A 23,313-nucleotide genomic window follows, 5' to 3' on the forward strand; every position below is an offset into this window, starting at 1 on the left:
TTCAAAGATGAAGAGGTTGCATCAGCCCGAAAATTATATAATCCCAACCCCTTAAAATATTATCCCAATGCTTTTTTCCCTGCTAAACGGTGTTGATCCTTAAAATGTAGAGGTTGGGATAATTATTTACAGGTTTGGAATAAGAAAATAGGCAGTTAAAAAAGCTTTGCATAGTTTTAGAACATGAAAACAATAAAAATCATATCTATCCATATTCTGTGCTGGGTACTTGTATTGGGTTATTTTTATGGAGGATACTTAATTGATGGCATTACTTTTAACAAGTCGGCCTTTAGTATCTCTATGAATTTTATACAACTGATAGAGTTCTACATCTGCTACCTATGGGTATATCCAAGGTTTTTAAAGAAAAATAAAGTTCCCCAGTTAATCGGAGGCATTATACTTACCATCGGGGTTTTTATTGCCTTAAGGTACTTAATAGAAGAAGTGCTTTATTTAAAATGGTTTGGTTTTCATAATTACGACGACCGCACAACTGCCTGGGCCTACATTTCTGATAATATTTATTGGAGTTTAGGTTTCATTGTAACCCCCGCTGCCGCTTATGGAATTGAACAGAGTTTTAAATCCGAGCAGGTTAACCGAAAACTTAAAGAAGAAGTGGTTAAAGCAGAACTGTCGTTTCTTAAATCGCAGATCAATCCTCATTTTCTGTATAATACCTTAAATTATGTGTATTCACTGGCTATTCCCGTTTCGGATAAACTGGCCAATGCAGTATTGCGTTTGTCTGATTTGATGCGCTACACCCTGAACGATAGTCCGGATGGGAAGGTAAGTTTAGATAAAGAGGTTGAATATCTGGAAAGTTACGTGGCCCTTTTCAGAATGCGTTTCGAACCAAAATTTTATGTAGATTTTATTACCGAAGGCATTACCGATCAAAAAATTGCATCTCTGATATTAATTCCATTTGTAGAAAATGCCTTTAAGCATGGCGTGGTAAATGATGAAACCCAGCCTGTGCGCATTAAATTAAAGGTGCAAAACAAACGTTTAAGTTTTGAGGTAAGCAATAAGATCAGCCATGCACAAAAAGACCATTCAAGTGGGGTAGGGATGGTTAATATTCACCGGAGATTGGATCTGATTTATCCTGATAAACATGAGTTACTGATTTCTAACAATAGCAATACTTATAAAAGTACTTTGATTTTAAATCTGTAAATGATAATTTGTATCGTTATATAAGTTTAATTACTGCTAATCGCCAAACCATAACTCCCTAATATGATCCGTTGCCTTGCTGTTGATGATGAAGCTTACGCTTCAGATATTATTGCTGCTTTTATCAATAAAACACCATTTTTAGAATTGGTTGGAACCACTACCAATGCTTTTGAAGCACTTAACCTGGTTCAGGAAGGAAAGGTAGATCTTGTTTTTTTAGATATCCAGATGCCAGAATTAACAGGGATCCAGTTTTTAAAAATCTGTGGTGGCAAATGCAAGGTAATCCTTACCACGGCCTATCCCGAATACGCTTTGGAAGGTTTTGATCTTGATGTGGTAGATTATTTGCTTAAACCAATCTCTTACGAGCGTTTTTATAAAGCAGCCACTAAAGCACAACAGATTTTAGCACCTGTGGTACCTGTACAGCAGGAAACGATTGTTCAGCAAGTTGCACAAGGAAATGATTTTATTTTCATCAAAGGCGATACCAAGAATAAATTTATCAAGGTAGATTACGAAGACATCCTGTACATTGAAGGACTGAAAAACTATGTTTCGGTTTATACTGCCAGCCAAAGAATTATCACTTACCAGGCACTGCGCGAGCTCGAAACCGAACTGCCTCAGCCACCATTTTACCGCATTCATAAATCGTATATCATCTCTATTGAAAAAATCAAAATGATTGATGGTAATACCGTTTACATTAACGATCAGGCGATTCCGATTGGCGAAACCTATAAAGAAGAGTTTTTCAAAGTAGTAAGGGAAGGCAAGAAGAACGGTTAATTAATCGATTGGTTAATTGTTATGTTGTTAAACATCCGTTTTCTTAATCTCTTAACTCCTTAATGGTAAAAAATTAATTCCGTGCAAATCTGTGGCAAACATCCGCACAAAAATCCTGAAATAAATCCGATAACTATCCGATCAGAATACCCCACCCGCCACCATTGTGTATAAATTCTCCCCATTATATCTCCCGTTTTTTTTAAGTTTGCTGCATAAAGATTAAATCAGTTATTACCATGCAAGAAACCAATTCGCTTAACCAGGTTGCAGAATTTCACACTACCTTTAAACATCCCATTTTAGATAACCCGGTTATTCCTTCAAAGCAGCGGGCCAATCTCCGCATTTCACTCTTAGCTGAAGAGTTGAAAGAACTACAGGAAGCGGTAGAAAATAATGACTTGGTAGAGGTTGCTGACGCGCTTTGCGATTTGCAATATGTGCTTGCCGGTGCCATCCACGAATTTGGTTTAGGTGGAAAGTTTAAGACTTTGTTTGATGAAGTTCACCGCTCAAACATGAGCAAAGCCTGCAAAACGGTAGAAGAAGCAGAACAAACGATCCAGTTTTATTTAGATAAAGATCAAACAGAATCTTATTACAAAGAAATAGACGGACTGTTCCTCGTATTCAGGAAATCGGACGACAAAACCTTAAAATCGATCAACTATTCTCCTGCAGATTTAAAATCTCACTTGGTTTAACGATAAAATAAGTTCGAATTGAAAAGGCTGAAACAGATTGTAAACGAGCTTAAATTAACACAGGCAGATCCTGATTTAGCTTTAATGCGTGAATTCATTTTTTACTCCCCTAAAATGCCTTTACGCTTGCATCAGGAACAGCTTATTGCCGAATCAAAACGGTTCAGTTTGAGCGTTTTTGATACTTATTTTACCAATGCCGAAGTAACCGTTAACTGTTTTAGCTGGGGTAGTGGCAAACGCAAAGTGCTGCTTACCCATGGTTGGGCATCAAAAGCTTTAGATTTTTATGAATTGATTGTAGCACTTCAAAAGAATGAAGAGCTGGAGATTATAGCCTTTGATGCACCCGGAAATGGAAGTTCAGTTTCAGAATTTTCCAACCTGATGCTTTATGCCGATTCAGTAAAAGCAATTGCCTTAAATTATGTACAGCCCAATGTATTAATCGGACATTCATTAGGCGGCATGGCCAATGTAATTGCTTTACAGGAGCTGGGTTTAACACCTGATTTGCTGATCAGCATTGCGCCATTAATCAGACTTAAAGAAAACTTCGAACAAAGTTTAGATACTGTAAGCATCGGAACTGCACATCAGGAAATATTTTTTAGCAATTTTGCCAAAGAGTTCCCGGTTAAAGCCAGCCATTTTAATCTTACCAACCTTTATCAGTTAAGCCCGGATTTAGATCATTTTCTAGCTTACGATCCTGCTGACCACATTTCGCCCTATACTTATCTTAAAGAATTCCTGGATAAATACCCTGCCATCAGCGCAAAATCATTTGAAGAGGTTGGACATTATAAAATCCTTAAATCTGTAGAGGTAATCGAAGATATTGTCTGCAAAGTAGAAGCCTTGAACTAATTAATCAATTTTTATATAATTTGCCGCTGCCCACGGCAGGAAGGTTTCAAAGTAACTTTGCTTTGTCGCTGCCTACGGCAGGAAGGTTTCAAAGTAACTATGATCTATCGCTGCCCACGGCAGGAAGGTTTCAAAGTAATTTTATGAAAAACCGTCATTTCGAACTGAAGGCTTAGGAATGTGCCAAGTGTGAAGCAATCTTTAAAGCCCCTAATAAGTTTCCAATCCAACCTTATACAAAATTCTGCGTAAATCTTCTTCAATCTGCGGGAAAACAATTCCCCGATAATACCAAAAGGCCGCTCATAATTTTACGCTTTTTCTGCCTACCTCCGTTTCCCGGCTCCAAACTTCAAATTACCCTTCATCCATAACAGTGCATAACAGTTAAAATTACTGTAAATTCTATTTTAGACCAACCAAATATATTAATCACGCATGCAAGCAATTCTAGGTGTAATTTTTCATTTCTTCGGTGGTTTCGCCTCTGGAAGTTTTTATATTCCATACAAAAAAGTTAAAGGCTGGGCCTGGGAAAGTTATTGGATTGTTGGAGGAATCTTCTCCTGGTTAATCGTTCCGCCATTAGCAGCTTATTTAACCGTTCCTAATTTTGGTGCAATTATCACTGCTACACATGGCAATATTTTATGGTTAACCTATTTCTTTGGTATTCTTTGGGGCATTGGCGGTTTAACCTATGGGTTAGGCGTTCGTTATCTGGGTGTATCATTAGGGAGCAGTATTATTTTAGGGCTCTGCATGGTGCTGGGTTCAATTTTGCCATCCATATATTTTGATTTTTTTCCTCAGGCCGGTAAAGATACATTTACCATGTTTCTGCATACCGATTGGGGCCGAATGGTATTGCTTGGCTTATTGGTTTGTGTTTTCGGTATTGTAATCTGCGGTAAGGCAGGTATGATGAAAGAAAAGGAAACAAAATCTGGTGTTACCGATCCGCACGGACTGGAGGTGAAAACAGAGTACAAGTTCGGTCTCGGTTTATTTGTAGGTATTGTTTCAGGTGTTTTAAGTGCTTGTTTCAATTTCGGTATCGAAGCTGGTAAGCCTATGGCCGATGCTGCAAATGCCATCTGGAAAGCTGCAAACCCTGCTGAAGCGGGCAACTTTCTATTCTCAAATAACGTAACCTACATCATTGTACTTTGGGGCGGTTTAACCACAAACTTTATCTGGTGTATGGTTTTAAATGCCCGCAACAAAACATTTGGCGATTATACCAATGCAAAAACACCACTGTTAAAAAACTATATTTTTTCTGCACTGGCCGGTACAACCTGGTTTTTACAATTCTTTTTCTATGGCATGGGCGAAAGCAAAATGGGTAATGGTGCCAGTTCGTGGATTCTGCACATGGCTTTTATCATCTTAATTGCCAACATCTGGGGGCTAGTATTAAAAGAATGGAAAGGCGTTTCAAGAAAAACCCTGATGACCGTTTTAGCAGGAATTTTAACCATTATCATTTCAGTACTCATTGTAGGTTATGGTAATTCAATTAAAGGATAATAATAAAATTTAAATATAAAATTAGAATGTCAATCGATACGAAAAGTTATAAGCATGTAAGCTATCTGTGGGATGAAGAGGAAGCCGCAAAACTTGCGGGAGATGAAGTTGCCCTCTTAATTTATCGCTCTAATTTATTGGGAGCAGATTTACGCTTAACCAATTACGGAGGTGGCAATACCTCATGCAAATTATCGGAAAAAGATCCGCTTACAGGTTTGGAAACCGAAGTAATGTGGGTAAAAGGATCAGGTGGCGATTTGGGTACACTAAAGAAAAGTAACCTTGCAGCATTATATGTTGACCGTTTACGTAGCCTTAAAAATATTTACCGTGGCGTAGCTTACGAAGATGAAATGGTTGAATTGTTTAACCACTGTATTTTCGATTTAAGCTCCAAAGCACCATCAATTGATACACCTTTGCATGGTTTCTTGCCATTTGCACATATTGATCACTTGCATCCGGATGCTGCCATTGCAATTGCGGCCGCTAAAGATGGTAAAAAGATTACCGAAGAACTGTTCGGAGGAACAATTGGTTGGGTAGAATGGAAAAAACCAGGTTTTGAACTGGGCTTGCAATTAAAACAATGTTTAGATGAAAATCCGGGCATCCGTGGCATCATGTTAGGTTCACATGGTTTGTTTACCTGGGGCGATACCGCTTACGAAAGTTACCTCAATACCTTAGAAGTAATCGAAATCTGTTCTGAATACCTTGAGCAGAATTATGGTAAAAAAGGTCCTGTTTTTGGCGGACAGAAAATTGAAAGTGCAGCTGCAGACCAACGTAAAAAACAAGCAGCAGCTTTAGCGCCTGTTTTACGTGGTTTGTGTTCATCTAAACAGCACATGATTGGTCATTTTACCGATGATAGCCGTGTTTTGGAGTTCATCAATTCCAATGATCTTGATCGTCTTGCACCGATGGGTACCAGCTGTCCCGATCACTTTTTAAGAACCAAAATCAGTCCGCTGGTTTTAACATTGGAAAGTAATGCCGATTTATCAGATGTTAAAGCGTTAAAAGAAACACTAACACCTGCTTTCGAAGCATATAGAGCAATGTATACTGCTTATTACGAAGCCTGTAAACATCCAAACAGCCCTGCTATCCGTGATACCAATCCAGTAGTAATTTTATATCCCGGTATCGGAATGTTTACTTTTTCTAAAGATAAACAAACGGCTAGAGTGGCTGCAGAATTTTATATCAATGCCATTAACGTAATGAAAGGTGCTGAGGCCGTTTCTCAATATACTTCATTACCACACCAGGAAGCATTTAATATTGAATATTGGTTGTTGGAAGAAGCAAAATTACAACGCATGCCTAAGCCAAAACCTTTAACAGGAAAAATTGCCCTGATTACCGGCAGTGCAGGCGGCATAGGCAAAGCAATTGCCAAGAAGTTTGTGGCTGAAGGTGGAGTGGTGATTTTGAATGATATGAACGCTGAGCGTTTAGAAGAAGCAGGTAATGAATTTGCAAGCCTTTATGGTAAGGATTCTTACAGCACAGCCGTTTTAAATGTAACCAGCGAAACTGATATTAAAGCTGCTTTTGATTCTGCCGCTCTCGCTTTTGGCGGGGTAGATATTATTGTAAACAATGCAGGATTATCGATTTCTAAAACCATTGCCGATCATACAGAGAAAGATTGGGATTTGTTATATGATGTTTTGGTAAAAGGCCAGTTTTTTATTACCCAAGCTGCAACAAATACGATGCAAAAGCAAAATATTGGTGGCGATATCATTAATATTGTAAGCAAGAATGCCTTGGTAAGCGGACCAAACAATGCCGGTTATGGAAGTGCAAAAGCAGCACAATTGCACTTAAGCAGATTAAATGCTGCCGAACTCGGAGCCGATAATATCCGCGTAAATGTGGTTAACCCTGATGCAGTAATCAGCGATAGCAATATCTGGGCAGGGGGCTGGGCAGAAGGCCGTGCGAAAGCTTACGGAATTACCATAGCAGAGTTACCGGCTTATTATGCAAAACGTACATTGTTAAATCAGATTATCTTACCAGATGATATTGCTAATGCTTGCTTCGCTTTTGTAGGTGGCTTGCTGCATAAATCAACCGGAAATGTTCTAAATGTTGATGGCGGGGTAGCTATGGCATTTGTGAGGTAATGGTGGTTAAAAAGAAATAAGGAAATGGTCTGTGGGGACACAGACCATGGATAACAGACCATGGATAATAATAATGAAATAAAATCCTCGGTCTGTGTCCTCACATACTGAAAAAGAAGTAAGGAAATGGTCTGTGAGGACACAGACCATGGATAACAGACCATGGATAATTAGAATGAAATAAAATCCTCGGTCTTTATCCTCACAGACCGAAAAACAAAATAAAATAGTGGTCTACTAAGACATAGCCCACAATGTAATAGTTTTAAAATCAGTTTTAGTAAGTTGTTTAACCGGTCTGTGTTCAATCACAGACCGAAAATGACTTTAAATTTTTATAATCGTCCTCGTTTATAACGAGGATGAATGAGAAAGGCGATTGTATCGCCACAATAATTAACCTAATAAAAACCAAATATTCTTATGAATATCGAGCAGAACCAAACAGAAAAACATAACGACTCCCTTTTAACCCCTCATCAGCGTAAGCTTTCTTTTTTGAAAGAAGATTGGGCACATGTTGATGTCGAAAGCGTAATCCAGAAACTGGTCGATTTTCAAATTGCAATTCCAAGCTGGGCATTAGGCACAGGCGGAACACGTTTTGGCCGTTTTGCCATTACCGGTGGAGAACCGCGTACAATCGAAGAAAAAATTGAAGATGTTGGTTTGTTGCATGCACTGAACGGTGCCAGTGGAGCAATTTCACTTCACATTCCATGGGATATCCCTCAAAATGCAGAAGCTTTAAAAACTTTGGCTGCTGGCTACGGTTTAAAATTCGATGCCATGAACTCCAACACTTTTCAGGATCAGAAAGGTGCTGCACACAGCTATAAATTTGGTTCATTGCAAAATGTTAATAAAGATATCCGCAAGCAAGCAATTGAGCACAATATAGAAGTAATTAAACATGGTATTGCACTGGGATCTGATGCTTTAACCGTTTGGCTTGCCGATGGTTCTTGTTTCCCCGGACAACTAAATTTCCGTAAAGCTTTCGAAAACACTTTAGAAAGTTTACACGAAATCTATTCGGCCCTGCCAGAAGATTGGAAGATATTTGTGGAGTATAAAGCTTTCGAACCTAACTTTTATTCTACTACGGTTGGAGATTGGGGACAGTCTTTATTGTATGCGAGTAAATTGGGTAAAAAAGCCTATACATTGGTAGATTTAGGTCACCATTTGCCTAATGCAAACATTGAGCAGATTGTTGCATTACTTTTAATGGAAGGAAAACTGGGTGGTTTCCACTTTAACGATTCCAAGTATGGCGATGATGATTTAACCGCAGGAAGCATTAAGCCTTACCAGTTATTTTTGATATTTAATGAACTGGTAGAAGGTATGGATGCTAAAGGAATGAACCATGCAAAAGATCTGGGTTGGATGATCGATGCTTCGCACAATGTAAAAGATCCTTTAGAAGATTTATTGCAATCGGTAGAGGCCATTATGATTGCCTATGCACAAGCTTTACTGGTAGATAGAAAAGCATTAAACGAAGCGCAGAACAATAACGATGTAGCCAAAGCCCAAGAAATTTTACAACATACTTTCCGTAGCGATTTAAGGGCTTTAGTAGCCGAAGCCAGGTTGAGGGCAGGAGCGGCATTATCACCAATTGCATTATACCGCGATTTAGGTGTTAGAAATCAATTAGTTAATCACCGCGGAAATACTGTTGCCACAGGTTTGTAATTAGAGAAATAGAAATGCCTAAACCTGTTGTTGCCATATTTGATGTAGGAAAAACGAATAAAAAACTGTTTCTGATCGACGAAAATTACAGCATCGTTTACGAGCGGTCTGCACGTTTTGTAGAAACAGTTGATGAAGATGGAGAGCCATGCGAAAATCTCGAAAGCCTGCGTTCTTCCGTTTACGATTCCATGCATCAGGTTTTGCAGTTAAAAGAGTTCGATGTAAAGGCCATAAATTTTTCTACTTATGGTGCCAGTTTTGTTTATTTGGATGAAAATGGAGAACCTTTAACACCACTATATAATTATTTAAAAGAATACCCCGAAGCACTTAAAAAAGCTTTTTATAATAAGTATGGTGGTGAGGAGAAGATTTCATTGGAAACAGCCTCACCAATTTTGGGCAGCTTAAACTCAGGCATGCAATTGTACCGCCTGAAGCACGAAAAACCCGAAATATTTAAAAAGGTGAAATGGGCTTTACACCTGCCGCAATATTTAAGTTATTTAATTACGGGTAAGGCCGTGGCCGATATTACCAGTATCGGTTGCCATACGCAGCTTTGGGATTTTAATAAAAGTGAGTACCACAATTGGGTTACCACTGAGCAAATTGAGGGTAAGTTTGGTACTTTTACTCCCGCAGATTCGAGTCTTACAACTAATTTCGAAGGCAACAGTGTAAAGGTTGGTGTTGGTTTGCACGATAGTTCAGCCGCATTAATCCCTTATCTTGCTAATTTTAATACACCATTTGTACTCATATCAACCGGTACCTGGTGCATCAGTTTAAACCCTTTTAATCAAGAGCCGTTAACAGCCGATGAGCTTAAGCAAGATTGCCTTTGTTACATGCATTTCAAAGGTAAAGCCGTTAAAGCTTCGCGTATTTTTGCGGGTTACGAACACGAGGTACAGCTTAAACGGATTGCCGAACATTTCGATCGTGCTGCCTATCTGTTTAAACATTTGAAGTTTAACCCTTCGATGATTTTGAAGCTGGCCAATAAAATACCCGAAAACCAACAGGAACAGCAAGGTTTTTCGGCAAATTCTGCCTTTCCTGAACGAGATTTAAATCTTTTTCAAACCGCAGAAGAAGCCTATCACCAATTGATTTTCGATCTGATCAAACAGCAGATTTATTCATTAAGGCTGATTTTAAATTCAGGTGTGAAAAGAATTTTTGTAGATGGTGGTTTTGGTAAAAATGCGATTTATATGCATTTGCTCGCAACTTCTATTCCTGATATTGAGGTTTATGCCTCTTCAGTATCGCAAGCAACCGCAATAGGCACCGCTTTAGCAATAAACGATGCCTGGAATGAAAACCCTGCACCAACGGATATGATTCAGTTAAAATACTATTCAGCCATACAACGTACGTTAGATTTTTAGGAATTTCCTTATATTCGAAATCCCTAGACTATAAAACCATTTTGAAACCAGAAGATTTAATCCCCTATCTTAATGTTGATGAGTATTCATCAACGCCAAAATACAAGCAATTAACCAATGCCATTTTGGCCGCTATTGAAAGTGGTAAACTTCTCAAAAATAGTTTATTGCCATCTATTAACGAACTGAGTTTCAGTTTGGAAATGTCCAGAGATACCGCCGAAAAAGGTTACCGTAACCTGCGTAAGCTTGGAGTAGTAGATTCGGTACCGGGTAAGGGTTATTTTATTATCAATACCGATTTTTCGCGCAAGTTAAAGGTTTGCTTACTGTTTAATAAGCTCAGTACACACAAAAAAATCATATACGATTCGTTTACCAAAACATTGGGAGAGCGTGCAGCAATCGATTTTTATATTTACAACAACGATTATGCATTGTTTAAGAAAATGATCGTGGCCAAACGGGATGATTATTCGCACTTTGTGATTGTTCCACATTTTTTAGAAGGGGGAGAAAATGCACACGAAATCATCAACACCATCCCAAAAGAAAAGCTGGTTATTCTTGATAAATTATTACCGGGAGTAACAGGCGATTATGCTGCGGCTTACGAAAACTTTGCTCAGGATATTTATGCTGCTTTGGAACAGGCATTGGGTCGGCTTTCCAGTTATCGAACCCTAAAAATTATCTTTCCAAAAAACAGTTATTTCCCACACGAGATATTAACAGGCTTTTACCGTTTTTGCCAGCAATATGCTTTTGATCACAAAGTGATCCACAACATCAAAGATGAAGAAATTAATCCTGGCGAGGTCTACATTAACCTGATGGAAGATGACCTGGTGATGCTTATCGAACGTTTAATTGCCCAAAAGCTTAAAATCGGGAAAGATGTTGGCGTGATTTCTTACAACGAAACACCATTAAAAAGAATCATTTTAGATGGGATTACTACAATATCCACGGATTTTAATCAACTTGGAGTACAAGCTGCCGAATTTATATTAAACGGAAAAACAGAAAAAGTGGAGGTTCCTTTTTATTTGAACTTGCGGAAGTCGTTGTAGTAAGTAAAATTTTATAGTTAAATCGTCATGCTGAATTTATTTCAGCATTTTTTAAGCCAGAAAGACTCTGAATAAATTCAGGCTGACGGATCGTATTTATTTAATTTTATGAGCTACTTTCTAAATCTTTTCTGAGAATAAATTATCCATTGTGCATAAAAACCTACCAAGGCATTTTAGCGAAAACTTATTAATCATTACTTTTATCACTTAGCTATTTCAGTTTAAATGAGTGAACAGGTAAGCACGCAACCGGTATCAGAACAAAATCCATATGATTATATCTTAAAAGATTTTAACCTGAAAAATCTGAGTCAAATCGTGATCCTTAAACATTTGAGCGGACATGTTCACACTGATGTTAAAGGGTTTTTTCAGCTTTACCCTGAGCAGATTGAAATCGATTTTGCTGCCTTTAGCGATGAAGCATCTGGATTGCAATTTCCCATTGTTCAGATACAACAGCATGAAAATTCGGTAAAACTCTCTTGTCGTTGCGCCACACCCAAAAATAAATTATGTGAGCACCAGGCAAGGGTTTTGTACAACATTCTACAGCGGCAGGATTTACTGATTTTCTTTGATGCAAACCTGCGGAAACAAAAGCTTTTAAAAATAGCGGTCGATTATGGATTGGAAAAAGAAGAAAACCTTGATCTGCTGTTTAACCTCCGTTATGAAAATGGTCAGGTAGTTATCCGTCCAAAAATGGACGCTCTACAGCCATTTAATAAAGAAACTCAGCAAAATTTAGAAGAACTGTTATTACCAGTTCCTCCATCCAAATCAAAAATTAAAATCAAAAATGATCAGGGTAAAATGATCCTGGTTTTTGGTCAGCATCGTTATTACAATAATTTAACCGTATCATTATTCGAAGCCGAAACTACCAAAAGTGGCAAGGTTAAAAACCCGATAAAAGCAATTAATCCAGCTGATTTACTCTTTAAAACTGATGATAACGATTTGGTTAAATTTTTTAGTGGCATTACTGCTTTTCAGCAAAATTACAATAACGATCAAAGCGAAGCAGAGATAGAAGCCCTAAAAGCAATCGTAAAAAATCCGCAGCAGCTTCCATTTTTCCTGCAGGATAGTAAGCAATCTGCTGCCATTCAGGCTTTGGGCATTACAGCTGTTCAGGTTCATTTATTGGCAGTAGATCTCCGTCTTTCTGTAAATCAGCGCGATGATTATTTCGAAATTACAGGTAGGCTGATCATCGAAGGAAAATCTTATGAACTGGATAATCTTTTTTTGGTACACCAGTATTTCATTAAACTAAAAGACCAGCTTTATTTAATTGGCAGATTGGATTTTTTACGCGTAATCGGTTTTTTTATAAAACAAAGCAATAGATTAATCCTTCATAAAACAAAGTATCCGGCGTTTCAAAAAGCCATTCTGGTTCCTTTAGAGGGCAGTATTCACGTAGATTATTCTTATTTAAAACCCGCTACCAAAAATCAGATAGAAGAAAAAGGGTTTGATCTCGAAAACGAACAGTTGATCTATCTGTCAGAATCTGAAGATTATATTCTCCTAACGCCCGTAATGCGCTATGGAAACTTAGAAATTCCTGTCCTATCTAAAAAGCAGATTCAGGCGCAGGATAAACTGGGCAACCTTTTTACTTTACACCGCGATGAAAATGCCGAACTGCAGTTTATCGGAAACGTATTAAAACAGCATCCATATTTTTATGATCAGGAAACCAATGATTCTTTTTACCTCCACCGTAAACGGTTTCTGGAAGAAGCCTGGTTCCTCGAAGCCTTTGAAGTATGGCGCAACAAAGGCATTCATATTTTAGGTTTCAACCAGCTTAAAAACAATAAACTGAGCGAATTTCAAGCTAAAATTAATATTGAGGTTTTGAGTGGCACCGATTGGTTTGAAACTAAAGTTAAAGTGAAATTTGGCAGGCAACAGGTTGCATTAAAGCATCTTCATAAATCCATCAGGAATAAAAGCAAGTTTGTAACGCTCGATGATGGCACTCAGGGCATATTGCCACATGAGTGGATCGAAAAATTTGCTGCCTATTTTAATGCAGGAGAAATAACGGAAGATGCCATCCTTACACCAAAAATTAAGTTTGCATCATTAAACGAACTGTACGAAGATGCTTTACTGGATGGAGAGGTAAAGAATGAGCTTAAACTTTACAAACAGAAGTTTGAAGGCACTGATGCAATTCAGGAGGTTGAAGTGCCTAAAGGTTTAACTGCAACGTTGCGCCATTATCAGCAAGATGGCTTAAACTGGCTTAACTTCTTAGATGATTTTAATTTCGGAGCTTGCTTGGCAGATGATATGGGACTTGGCAAAACCATACAAGTTTTGGCCTTCATATTATCTCAACGCGAAAAAGTAGCCCACAATACAAATTTAGTAGTTGTTCCGGCCTCATTAATTTTTAACTGGAAAACAGAAGTAGAAAAATTTGCGCCCTCTATAAAAGTGAAAACCATTTATGCAGGCCAAAGAACCAAAACAACTGATACTTTTGATGATTACGAAATTATTTTAACCTCTTACGGAACACTGCTTTCTGATATCCGTTTCTTAAAAGATTACCGCTTTAATTACATCTTTTTAGATGAATCACAGCTGATTAAAAACCCGGATTCGCAGCGTTATAAGGCCGTAAGGATGTTGCAATCTCGAAATAAGGTGGTTATGACAGGTACACCGATAGAGAATAATACCTTTGATTTGTACGGACAGCTTTCTTTTGCCTGTCCGGGTTTATTTGGCAGTAAGCAGCAGTTTGCCGATTTATATTCTACTCCGATTGATCAGTTTAAAGATAGTAAGAGGGCAGAGGAGCTTCAGAAAAAAATCAGACCGTTTATTCTGCGCAGAACAAAAGAACAGGTAGCTAAAGAACTTCCCGATAAAACAGAAATTGTACTGTATTGCGAAATGGGCGAAGAACAGCGCGAAGTATACGAAGCAAACAAGAAGGAAATTCAGGATTTTATTTTAGGTAAGCAGGAAGATGAATTGCCGAAAAGTTCAATGCATGTGTTGAAAAGCATTACCACCTTAAGGCAGATCTGTAATTCGGCTGCGCTATTGGCCGATGGAAAATCTTATTTACAGGCTTCTTCAAAAATTGATGTTTTGATGGAACAGATAGAAAGTAAGGCAGGAAAACACAAAATCCTTGTTTTTTCTCAATTTGTAACCATGCTTGATCTCATAAAAAAGCAATTGGAAAACCGGAGAATTAAATACGCATACTTAACCGGGCAAACCCGTAAAAGGGAAGAAGCAGTTAATTCTTTTCAGCAGAATGCCGATATTCCGGTTTTCCTGATCAGCCTGAAGGCCGGCGGAACCGGGCTGAATTTAACCGAGGCCGATTATGTTTACCTCGTCGATCCATGGTGGAACCCTGCTGTAGAAAACCAGGCCATAGATCGGGCTTATCGGATTGGCCAGCATAAAAATGTAATGGCCGTGCGTTTAATCTGCCCTGATACCATTGAAGAAAAAATTATGAAACTTCAGGCCACTAAGAAAGATCTGGTAAAAGATTTGATCCAGACTGATGGAAGTTTATTTAAGCATTTAACTAAGAAGGAGTTATTGGGCTTGCTGAGTTAGCTTCGGTAAAAATGACGTAAGAAAGTATAGCTAAATACCAACTTCAAACGTATAATCCAAAAACTCCGGTACATTAACACTCTCTACAATTTTCCAATCCTTTTTTTCTACAAAAAAATTGGGCACTGCAAGTCCTGAGGTTGTTGCTGCGTTGATATAAAAATCCATTTTTGCAGGATGGTTTGGCGAGCAGGCATTGTAGATTCTGCCAAAGGCGTTTTTCTCTAATATTTTAAGCGAAATGCCTACCGCATCTGCCTGGTGGATCAAATTTACCGGAGCCAGGCCATTTGGGACGTTGCTTTTTCCGGCAAAGAATCTTCCCGGGTTACGATCAGGGCCAATTAATCCTGCAAACCGAACGATGGTAAAAGTTTCCGGATTAAGTTCTTTAAACAGTATTTCAGCAGCTAAAACCACCTTTCCCGAATCAGTATCCGGATTTGTCTCACTGGTTTCGTTTACTATTTTGTTCTCATCAGCATAAACACTCGTAGAACTGATCAAAATTATATTTTTCGATTTATCTTTTGCCGCTGTTAAAATTGAATTGATTTTTTGCGGATAATCAAGCAGTTCAGTCGAATTCCGCTTTGGTGGAATACAGATAAACAGCACATCTGCTTCGAAAAATGCATCATCAGCTACTATTTCATCAGCAGTAAAATTGACCAGATAAGGCTGTATATTTTCTGCTTCTAAAAAAGCTAATTTCTCCAAGCTGGTTGTAGAGCCTTTCACGGCATAATTTAAACTGATCAGTTTTTTTGCCAATGCCAATCCAAACCAACCACAGCCTAATATTGATATGTTATTTTTTTTCATGATATGTGTTTAGCGCAAGGCGATGATGTTGGGAAACCATTATCAGTTTGTAGATTGCAGTTTTTAGTTAAAGTTGATTAATTTCAGTTTGACACTGGAGCCATTTAATTAATCCATTAAACCGCTTTATCCTTTTCCTAAATTATAGCAAGCCCTGCAACGGGGCTCATAACTTTCTTTTTCGCCCAATAAAACAGTTGCTTCATCTGCCGCAGTACGGAAGCTATATAACGCCGGATTGCCACAGCAAACACAAACTGCATTTACTTTGGTTACATGCTCGGCAATGGCCATTAGGGCCGGCATTGGGCCAAAAGGCTTACCTGTAAAGTCCATATCCAAACCGGCTACAATTACACGTATGCCTTTAAGCGCAAGCTTGTTACAAACTTCAGGCAGTTCATTATCGAAAAACTGCGCCTCATCAATACCAACAACCTGGGTGTTGGTACCTAACAATAAAATGGCCGAGGCACTATCAACAGGGGTAGAATTGATGGAGTTTAAATCGTGCGATACCACCGCGGTTTCATGGTAGCGTGTATCTGTACGGGGCTTAAAAATTTCGACATTTAATTTAGCAATCTGCGCTCTTTTTAATCTTCTGATGAGCTCTTCGGTTTTTCCCGAAAACATAGAACCGCATACCACCTCTATACTTCCCGAAAATTCGCCTCTTCTTCTAAAATTTTGTTCGCTAAATAACATGCCCGATTTTTTATGCCCCTATGTCCGTTCTATAATTTTTAAACCGAACAAATATGAGAATTATGTGTTATTTTTGAACACATAGTTACCAACATAAATCGACTAAAAATTCGTTTTAATTTTATGATGAACCAACAGGATATTTTCAAAAAGATCGGCAATATTTTAACAGAATTAAATGAGCAATATCAGTTTTTAGCTCAAAATCCTCAACAATTAAACGATCTGGAGCTGGAGCTTTTTCTGGCAAATGCCCATTTCCTATCTGATCATGTCAATATCGTTAAAAAATTAAATACCATTGTAGAAGATAAATCTCCTGAAGCTGGCAATCATGCTTTATTAGCCGAACAAAATACCATTATCCTCCCTGAAATTGAAAAAAGTTATGTAGAGGATGATGATTGTTTTGATCCACAAGAACTGGAAGAAGTTGCCACAGCCCAGGAGGAAGAGGAGCGTGTGGATGTACAACCGGAACAAGAAATTTTAGATGATGAAACCATTGAGTTCGAAAAGGCTGAATCAATTTTAAATAAGGATTTTTTTAAACCAGATCAAGACGATCATACTTTCGAATTTGTATTGGGTACACATGATGAAAGCGATCAGTTTGATTACGAGGCAAAATCTGTAGAAGAAATTTTCGACCGTCCTTTGAGTAAAGAAGAAGCAGAAATTTTAGCGCAGAAAAAGAAAATACATGAGAAAGAAGAGGCTTTAGCAGTTCAGCCAGAAGTTATACCTGCTGAAGAAGATGAAATTGGCCCTGAACCTTTTTTAATTCCTAAAGAAGAAGAGTACGAACCATCGGTAATTGAAGAAGAAAAAGAAGAAGAAGTTAAATTTAATGAAGCACCAATTGCTGCGCCAAGCGAACCGATTGAAGCCCTAAGGGATGTAAAATTTGATGATCCTGTAATTTCACCACCGGTTGAGCAGGAACGCCCTTTATTTACCCCCGAAGCAGTTCCGGTAAAACCATTTCAAGAACCAGTAACGTCAAAACCAGCCCCTAGTTTAAATGATCTGCTGGCCAGAACCAACGGGAAAGCAGAAGAGCCTGTTAAAGCACCAATTGCCGATTTAAAACAGGCAATCAGCTTGAATGAAAAATTGCTTTTTATTAAAGATCTTTTTAATGGCTATAACCTGGCGTATTCGGAAGCGCTTGATATCATCAATAAAATGAATAGTTTCGAAGCTGCCGATAGTTTCCTTCAGAATAATTATGCCGCAAAAAATAACTGGGCCAATAAACAGGCTACTGTAGATCAGTTTTATGAGTTGCTGAACAGAAGATTTAGTAAGTAGGAGCTTTGGCGTTTTGGCCGAACTCCATGCGTCCTGCTGAATTTATTTCAGCATCTATTCTTATAAAAATAACTTAAGTAAAAGATCCTGAAACAAGTTCAGGAAGAAGTAATTCTGGAGGAAGACGATTACCTCATCCCCATGCGTCCTGCTGAATTTATTTCAGCATCTATTGTTATAAAAGTAAATAAGTAAAAGATCCTGAAACAAGTTCAGGAAAACGTAATTCTTGAGGAAGACGATTATCCCAGCCCCATGCGTCCTGCTGAATTTATTTCAGCATCTATTCTTATAAAAATAACTTAAGTAAAAGATCCTGAAACAAGTTCAGGAAGACGCAATTCTGGAAGGAGACGATTACCTCAACCTCATGCGTCCTGCTGAAATTCTGGAGGGAGACGAGTATCCCAACCATATCCGTCCTGCTGAATTTATTTCAGCATCTATTCTGATAAAAATAACTTAAATAAAAGATCCTGAAACAAGTTCAGGAAGACGTAATTCTGAAGGAAGACGTTTACATCAACCCCATGCGTCCTGCTGAAATTCTGGAGAGGAAGACTATTATCTTAACCCATTCGTCCTGCTGAATTTATTTCAGCATCTATTCTTATAAAAATAACTTAAGTAAAAGATCCTGAAACAAGTTCAGGAAGACGTAATTCTGGAGGAAGACGATTACCTCAAGCATATGCGTCTTGCTGAATTTATTTCAGCACGCCGAGTCCAGACTTGGGCCTAAATAAATCCCATTCTATTAGAGTCCAATTTTAAAAAGATAAATAGCAGGATTGTAAAACTCCAGAGAGATGAACCTCCATAACTAATTAAAGGCAAAGGAATACCAATAACAGGAATAATACCAATAGTCATTCCGATATTGATGAAAACGTGAAAAAAGAGAATACAGGCTACGCTATAACCATAAACCCTCGAAAAGGTAGACCGCTGTCTTTCCGCCAGGTTAATCAATCTAAGCAGTAAAAATATATACAAGCCAATTACAACCGAACAGCCCATAAATCCCCATTCTTCACCAATGGTAGAGAAAATAAAATCGGTACTCTGTTCTGGCACATAACCGTATTTAGTTTGGGTTCCCTGTAAAAAACCTCTGCCGGTTGCCTGCCCCGATCCAATGGCAATTTGTGATTGGATTACATTGTAACCCGCACCTTTATTATCGGTTTTTAGTCCCAGCATCAACTCAATACGGCTGCGTTGATGTGGTGCCAGTACTTTTTCGTAAGCAATTTTTACTACAAATAAATAGGCTATCGCTATTACTGTAACAAGAACCGTAGAAAAAATTACTTTCTGTTTTCTTCTGTTATTGTAAATAAATAAACTTGCAATTATGGTTATAATCAATATTAAAATGTAAGTTGGAACTAAAAAGTCTGCAATAAAGAGCACAATCATTCCTAAAAAAATCAGCAGAAAGTAACCTGATAAACCTTCGCGATACAATGGAAACATGAATGCAAGAAACACCAGTGCAGAGCCGGTATCCGGCTGTAGCATAATAAGCAGTAGTGGTGCAAGTACAATTGCTGCCGCAATCATGATCGATTTTATATCCCGGAATTTGGGGTTAAACGCTCCCACATATCTCGCTAGCAACAAAGCAGTACCAAATTTGGCAAATTCTGCTGGTTGAAGTTTAAATGAGCCAATTGCAATCCAAGCTTGGTTACCAGCCACTTTATTTCCAATTACCAATACAGCTAATAAGAGTAGTAATGTACCACCATAAATAAAGGGAGAGAAAACATTGAAAATCCGACCATCAAACAGTAAAATGGAAAGGCCTAAAATCAAGCCCGTGAAGACGTAAATGAGCTGTTTTCCATAAAGTGTATTAAAGCTGAACACAGCAGAATGTTCTGGAGGTACTGATGCATAAATATTGGTAAAACCAATAGCACATAATGCAATATAGATTAAAACGGTAATCCAATCTACATTAAAAAAGAAACGACTTCCCTGTTGTTGCATCATTACTTATTGTTTACAGAATTATTGTTTGTAAATATTTTGCTCACTTTAGGTTTTACAGCAGCTGATTGTTTCAATAATGTCGGTTTCATTTTTAAACTATCTTTGATTCTTTTTACCGAATCTGCTTTTTTAAGATTTAGACTGTCTAATTTAGTTAGTTTAACTTTTTTTGTTTTATCAATTAATGCTGGTAATAAATTGGTTTCTGAGAATGCTTTAACTGTATAGCCATTAGATTTTGGCTTGATGGAATCAGTTAAATATTTCTCTACTATAAAACTCGAAATAGGGGCAGCGTATGAACCACCGAAACCGCCATTTTCTACAATCACAGCAATCGCTATCTTTGGATTGTCCATTGGTGCAAATCCGATAAATACCGAGTGATTTTTTCCATGAGGATTTTGTACGGTTCCAGTTTTGCCACACATAATAATGTTTGGAATCTGTGATTCTTTTGCAGTTCCCCACGGACTATTCACTGCATCTCTCATTCCTTCGATTACCGGCGGAAAGTATTGGGCATCGATGCCAACATAGTTTTTTACTACATATTCCTTTTTTACTACATTTTTATCTCCAATACCTTTAATAAGGTGAGGTTTAAAATAATACCCACGGTTTGCAATTGCGGCCATAACATTGGCCATTTGCAAAGGAGTAGAGGTAATTTCTCCCTGGCCGATGGCCTGTGAAATTACTGTAGTGTAGCCCCAGCGTTTGCCATAAATTTTATCATAATGTTCAGCCTGATAAAATATTCCTTTTTTTTCGAAAGGCATATCTATTCCCAATTTATGTCCGAAACCCCATTTTGCAATTTGCTCATGCCAGTGAGCATAGGTTTGACGTTGATTCTTCATCCCATTTTTTGTAATTATGCTCTGGAAGACGTGACAAAAGTAAGTATTGCATGATCGAGCGATACCGCGTTGCATATTAATTGTACCATCTATATGTTCGCATTTTACCTTATGATTTCCTGCCATGTAATATCCCGGACAAAAAAAAGTGGTATTTGGATCAATTGCACCATCCTGTAATGCAACTAAGGCATCAACAGGTTTAAATGACGATCCTGGAGAATACTGGCCAGCAATAGGTCGAACAATCTGAGGTCGGTAAGGATTAGCAATTAAACTCATGTAATTTTTGCCCCAATCTTTTCCAACCAACTGATTTGGATCGTAACCAGGGCTGCTTACGAAAGCTAAAATTTCTCCTGTTGATGGTTCTATAGCTACAATTGCACCAACTTTATTTTTCATTAATTCTTCACCAAGGCGTTGAATTCTGATATCTAAGGATGAAATCAAACGATCACCTGAAATTGCATTAATATCGTATTTTCCTCCGGCATAGCTTCCTTGAGCAATATTTCTAGCATCATATAACGTATTTATGACCCCTTTTTCACCCCTTAAAAAATCTTCATAAGAACGCTCGAGCCCACTTTTCCCTATAAAATCACCTGGTTTATAATAACCTTCTGATTTTTCAATATCATCAGGACTTACTTCTTTCACATAACCAAAAAGTTGTCCAGCAATGCTATCTGGATAATGTCTGATGGTTCTATCCTGGGTTCTAAATCCTGGAAAACGGTACATTATCTCTTGAAGACGTGCGTAGCTTTGAACAGAAATTTGCCTTTCAAAAAATGTAGATTGATAGGTGGATTGCGCCCTAGCCTTTTTTAGCTTTTTCCTTACATCTTCAAAACTAATGTCCAGTGCTTTTGCCAGTGCCAAGGTATCAAAGGGTTTCACCTCGTTTGGAGTAACCATCAAATCGTAAACAGGTTCGTTCTGTACAATTACCTTCATGTTGCGATCTAAGATTGCTCCACGGGCAGGATATTTGTAGATTTTCCTTAAAACGTTACTTTCTGCAGAAACAAAGGCCTTATCGCTAATTACCTGGATATAAAATAACTTTCCTAATAAAATCAGGGCGATTACAATAAATAATCCTTGAACGATATATTTTCGATTAAATAATTGGTCCATTAACGTGGTGTTCTTCTATAGAATATAAACTCTACCAATAAAATAATAAGCAGTGTAAAGATACAACTTAAGCCGCATCTCATTAAGGTATAACCAATTTCGGTTAACCTGAATGTTTCTAAGAAAAACAACACCAGATGGTGTGCAATAACGCAAAGAAAAGCATAAAGAGAAAACCATTGAAAACCCATATAACTTAACGATGGTTCAGGGTCATCAATTGCGTCGCGGTTTAAGCTTATTGATATAAATGAGATTCTTACAAAAGCCAGCACAACACAGGCGGTAGCATGTACGCCCATCGTATCATAAAAGGCATCGAGTGTTAAGCCTGTAACGAATGCTAGAACATATAATAGAATGTTTGGTATGCCAAATGGCAGTAAGAGCAAAAAAAGCACATAAATAAATGGCGTAGAAAGGTCATAAAAGCCCATATTCTTGAGCAGAAATATCTGCACAAAAAGTAGTAAAAACCACCTGATTACATTTACTATAATGATTCTACTATTCATTTGGTTTAGCTAAGCTTTCCAAAGCTTTTTGTTCTTCAGCTTTTTTATTTTTTACCACATATACATATTGCAATGTGCTAAAATCTGTAAATAAATTCAATTCGCCCGATAAGAAATTATCATTGGTGGCTACATTGGGTTTAGTAATTTTTCCAACTAAAATTCCGGCAGGGAAAAAGGCAAAGCCAGAAGTTACTACGGTATCGCCCACATACATTTTAATGTGGTTGGGAACTTCTTTGATAAACGCCTTTTTGATATCGAAATTTCCATCACCCCAAACCAAAGAACCCAGTGCATTGTTTTTTTTCAGCGTTACACTAATCCGGGTATCTTTATGTAATAGTGATTGTATAGTGGCCAAATGCGCAGAAACATCACGAATGAAACCTACAACACCTTTTTGTGGTGCAATAACGGCCATCCCGCTTTGTATGCCATCAACGGTACCTTTATTAATCGTCATGATGTTGTTGCGCAGCGTAATGGAATTTTTAACCACTTTGGCCGCAAGATAGGTGTAATCCTGATTGGTTACCGTATCCACAACCCTAACATCTTTAGCCGTATCTACTGTGGTTAATCCAAGTAATTGACTTTTAAGTTTGGCATTTTCTGCAGCAAGGCTATCGTTTACCATGCCCAGGTTTAAATATCTTTTAAAAACATTTAACCGTTCGTACGCTGTGCCCACAACCTCATTTGTTGAGTTTAAGGTTACGCTACGCTGATAGGAATTGTTTTTAACCGTTAGGTAAATCCCAATGGTGAAAAAAATGATAAATAAGAAAAATGCGTTGTATCTACTGATAAAAATCCAAAGGTTACGCATTTGAGTTTGGAGTTAAAAGTTCGGAGTTAAGAGTAATAGTTTGGCGCATGATTGGAAAAACCAAATCAACA

The 23,313-nt window shown here is 37.9% G+C and carries 17 protein-coding genes; 11 read left to right on the top strand and 6 right to left on the bottom strand.

The genetic code is table 11. The annotated features are described in order from the left end of the window. The first annotated feature begins 183 nt into the window (after nt 1-183). The 10 genes from ACZZZW_RS09555 (at nt 184) to ACZZZW_RS09600 (ending at nt 15,038) form a co-directional block, all read left to right on the top strand. Entirely contained in the window at nt 184-1,191 is a 1,008-nt protein-coding gene (locus ACZZZW_RS09555; RefSeq protein ID WP_463493079.1) for a sensor histidine kinase, read from the top strand. 63 nt (nt 1,192-1,254) lie between these two features. Then, nucleotides 1,255-1,989: a LytR/AlgR family response regulator transcription factor gene (locus tag ACZZZW_RS09560; RefSeq protein ID WP_463493080.1), complete on the top strand. Its 735-nt coding sequence runs from the start codon at nt 1,255-1,257 to the stop codon at nt 1,987-1,989. A gap of 239 nt (nt 1,990-2,228) precedes the next feature. Continuing rightward, a complete protein-coding gene (locus tag ACZZZW_RS09565; protein WP_463493081.1) occupies nt 2,229-2,696 on the top strand; it encodes a pyrophosphohydrolase domain-containing protein in 468 nt (155 codons plus the stop codon). A gap of 18 nt (nt 2,697-2,714) precedes the next feature. Continuing rightward, complete coding sequence (locus tag ACZZZW_RS09570) at nt 2,715-3,566, top strand: alpha/beta fold hydrolase (protein WP_463493082.1); 852 nt, start codon at nt 2,715-2,717, stop codon at nt 3,564-3,566. Between the two features lie 438 nt (nt 3,567-4,004). Next, on the top strand, nt 4,005-5,099 hold the full coding sequence (gene rhaT, locus ACZZZW_RS09575; protein ID WP_055910502.1) for an L-rhamnose/proton symporter RhaT: 1,095 nt from the start codon (nt 4,005-4,007) through the stop codon (nt 5,097-5,099). Between the two features lie 26 nt (nt 5,100-5,125). After that, nucleotides 5,126-7,246 carry a bifunctional aldolase/short-chain dehydrogenase gene (locus tag ACZZZW_RS09580; RefSeq protein ID WP_463493083.1) on the top strand — a complete coding sequence of 707 codons (2,121 nt, stop codon included), beginning with the start codon at nt 5,126-5,128 and terminating at the stop codon, nt 7,244-7,246. Nucleotides 7,247-7,669: 423 nt separating this feature from the next. Further along, nucleotides 7,670-8,950, top strand: a complete 1,281-nt coding sequence (locus ACZZZW_RS09585) for a sugar isomerase (RefSeq protein WP_463493084.1) — start codon at nt 7,670-7,672, stop codon at nt 8,948-8,950. A gap of 14 nt (nt 8,951-8,964) precedes the next feature. Beyond that, nucleotides 8,965-10,350 (top strand): FGGY-family carbohydrate kinase, encoded by a 1,386-nt coding sequence (locus ACZZZW_RS09590; RefSeq protein ID WP_463493085.1) that lies wholly within the window; start codon nt 8,965-8,967, stop codon nt 10,348-10,350. Between the two features lie 41 nt (nt 10,351-10,391). Further along, nucleotides 10,392-11,423: a GntR family transcriptional regulator gene (locus ACZZZW_RS09595; protein WP_463493086.1), complete on the top strand. Its 1,032-nt coding sequence runs from the start codon at nt 10,392-10,394 to the stop codon at nt 11,421-11,423. 228 nt (nt 11,424-11,651) lie between these two features. Further along, nucleotides 11,652-15,038 carry a DEAD/DEAH box helicase gene (locus ACZZZW_RS09600; RefSeq protein ID WP_463493087.1) on the top strand — a complete coding sequence of 1,129 codons (3,387 nt, stop codon included), beginning with the start codon at nt 11,652-11,654 and terminating at the stop codon, nt 15,036-15,038. A gap of 30 nt (nt 15,039-15,068) precedes the next feature. On the opposite strand, the gene ACZZZW_RS09605 is transcribed toward ACZZZW_RS09600, so the two are convergent. After that, nucleotides 15,069-15,863 carry an NAD(P)-binding domain-containing protein gene (locus tag ACZZZW_RS09605; protein ID WP_463493088.1) on the bottom strand — a complete coding sequence of 265 codons (795 nt, stop codon included), beginning with the start codon at nt 15,861-15,863 and terminating at the stop codon, nt 15,069-15,071. Between the two features lie 126 nt (nt 15,864-15,989). Continuing rightward, on the bottom strand, nt 15,990-16,571 hold the full coding sequence (locus ACZZZW_RS09610) for a thymidine kinase (protein WP_055910530.1): 582 nt from the start codon (nt 16,569-16,571) through the stop codon (nt 15,990-15,992). 123 nt (nt 16,572-16,694) lie between these two features. On the opposite strand from ACZZZW_RS09610, the gene ACZZZW_RS09615 reads away from it, so the two are divergent. Next, nucleotides 16,695-17,885 (top strand): hypothetical protein, encoded by a 1,191-nt coding sequence (locus tag ACZZZW_RS09615; protein ID WP_463493089.1) that lies wholly within the window; start codon nt 16,695-16,697, stop codon nt 17,883-17,885. A 738-nt stretch (nt 17,886-18,623) separates the two neighbouring features. On the opposite strand, the gene rodA is transcribed toward ACZZZW_RS09615, so the two are convergent. The 4 genes from rodA to mreC are packed head-to-tail and all read right to left on the bottom strand — an operon-like array spanning nt 18,624 to nt 23,242. Further along, nucleotides 18,624-19,886 (bottom strand): rod shape-determining protein RodA, encoded by a 1,263-nt coding sequence (gene rodA, locus ACZZZW_RS09620; protein WP_463493090.1) that lies wholly within the window; start codon nt 19,884-19,886, stop codon nt 18,624-18,626. Beyond that, nucleotides 19,886-21,895 (bottom strand): penicillin-binding protein 2, encoded by a 2,010-nt coding sequence (gene mrdA, locus ACZZZW_RS09625; protein ID WP_463493091.1) that lies wholly within the window; start codon nt 21,893-21,895, stop codon nt 19,886-19,888. The genes rodA and mrdA overlap by 1 nt, the downstream gene beginning before the upstream one ends. Beyond that, the gene (locus ACZZZW_RS09630; protein ID WP_463493092.1) at nt 21,895-22,410 is read right to left on the bottom strand and encodes a rod shape-determining protein MreD; all 516 of its coding nucleotides are present in this window, start codon (nt 22,408-22,410) and stop codon (nt 21,895-21,897) included. Before ACZZZW_RS09630 ends, mrdA begins: the two co-directional genes overlap by 1 nt. After that, nucleotides 22,403-23,242, bottom strand: a complete 840-nt coding sequence (gene mreC, locus ACZZZW_RS09635; protein WP_463493093.1) for a rod shape-determining protein MreC — start codon at nt 23,240-23,242, stop codon at nt 22,403-22,405. The genes ACZZZW_RS09630 and mreC overlap by 8 nt, the downstream gene beginning before the upstream one ends. Nucleotides 23,243-23,313 lie beyond the last annotated feature (71 nt).

It is taken from the genome of Pedobacter sp. AC379 (assembly GCF_979258145.1).

Bases quoted from the DNA above. Each gene is read 5' to 3' on its own strand.
- ACZZZW_RS09555 (WP_463493079.1), top strand. From the start codon at position 184: ATGAAAACAATAAAAATCATATCTATCCATATTCTGTGCTGGGTACTT.
- ACZZZW_RS09560 (WP_463493080.1), top strand. From the start codon at position 1,255: ATGATCCGTTGCCTTGCTGTTGATGATGAAGCTTACGCTTCAGATATT.
- ACZZZW_RS09565 (WP_463493081.1), top strand. From the start codon at position 2,229: ATGCAAGAAACCAATTCGCTTAACCAGGTTGCAGAATTTCACACTACC.
- rhaT (WP_055910502.1), top strand. From the start codon at position 4,005: ATGCAAGCAATTCTAGGTGTAATTTTTCATTTCTTCGGTGGTTTCGCC.
- ACZZZW_RS09580 (WP_463493083.1), top strand. From the start codon at position 5,126: ATGTCAATCGATACGAAAAGTTATAAGCATGTAAGCTATCTGTGGGAT.
- ACZZZW_RS09585 (WP_463493084.1), top strand. From the start codon at position 7,670: ATGAATATCGAGCAGAACCAAACAGAAAAACATAACGACTCCCTTTTA.
- ACZZZW_RS09590 (WP_463493085.1), top strand. From the start codon at position 8,965: ATGCCTAAACCTGTTGTTGCCATATTTGATGTAGGAAAAACGAATAAA.
- ACZZZW_RS09600 (WP_463493087.1), top strand. From the start codon at position 11,652: ATGAGTGAACAGGTAAGCACGCAACCGGTATCAGAACAAAATCCATAT.
- ACZZZW_RS09605 (WP_463493088.1), bottom strand. From the start codon at position 15,863: ATGAAAAAAAATAACATATCAATATTAGGCTGTGGTTGGTTTGGATTG.
- ACZZZW_RS09610 (WP_055910530.1), bottom strand. From the start codon at position 16,571: ATGTTATTTAGCGAACAAAATTTTAGAAGAAGAGGCGAATTTTCGGGA.
- ACZZZW_RS09615 (WP_463493089.1), top strand. From the start codon at position 16,695: ATGATGAACCAACAGGATATTTTCAAAAAGATCGGCAATATTTTAACA.
- rodA (WP_463493090.1), bottom strand. From the start codon at position 19,886: ATGATGCAACAACAGGGAAGTCGTTTCTTTTTTAATGTAGATTGGATT.
- mrdA (WP_463493091.1), bottom strand. From the start codon at position 21,895: ATGGACCAATTATTTAATCGAAAATATATCGTTCAAGGATTATTTATT.
- ACZZZW_RS09630 (WP_463493092.1), bottom strand. From the start codon at position 22,410: ATGAATAGTAGAATCATTATAGTAAATGTAATCAGGTGGTTTTTACTA.
- mreC (WP_463493093.1), bottom strand. From the start codon at position 23,242: ATGCGTAACCTTTGGATTTTTATCAGTAGATACAACGCATTTTTCTTA.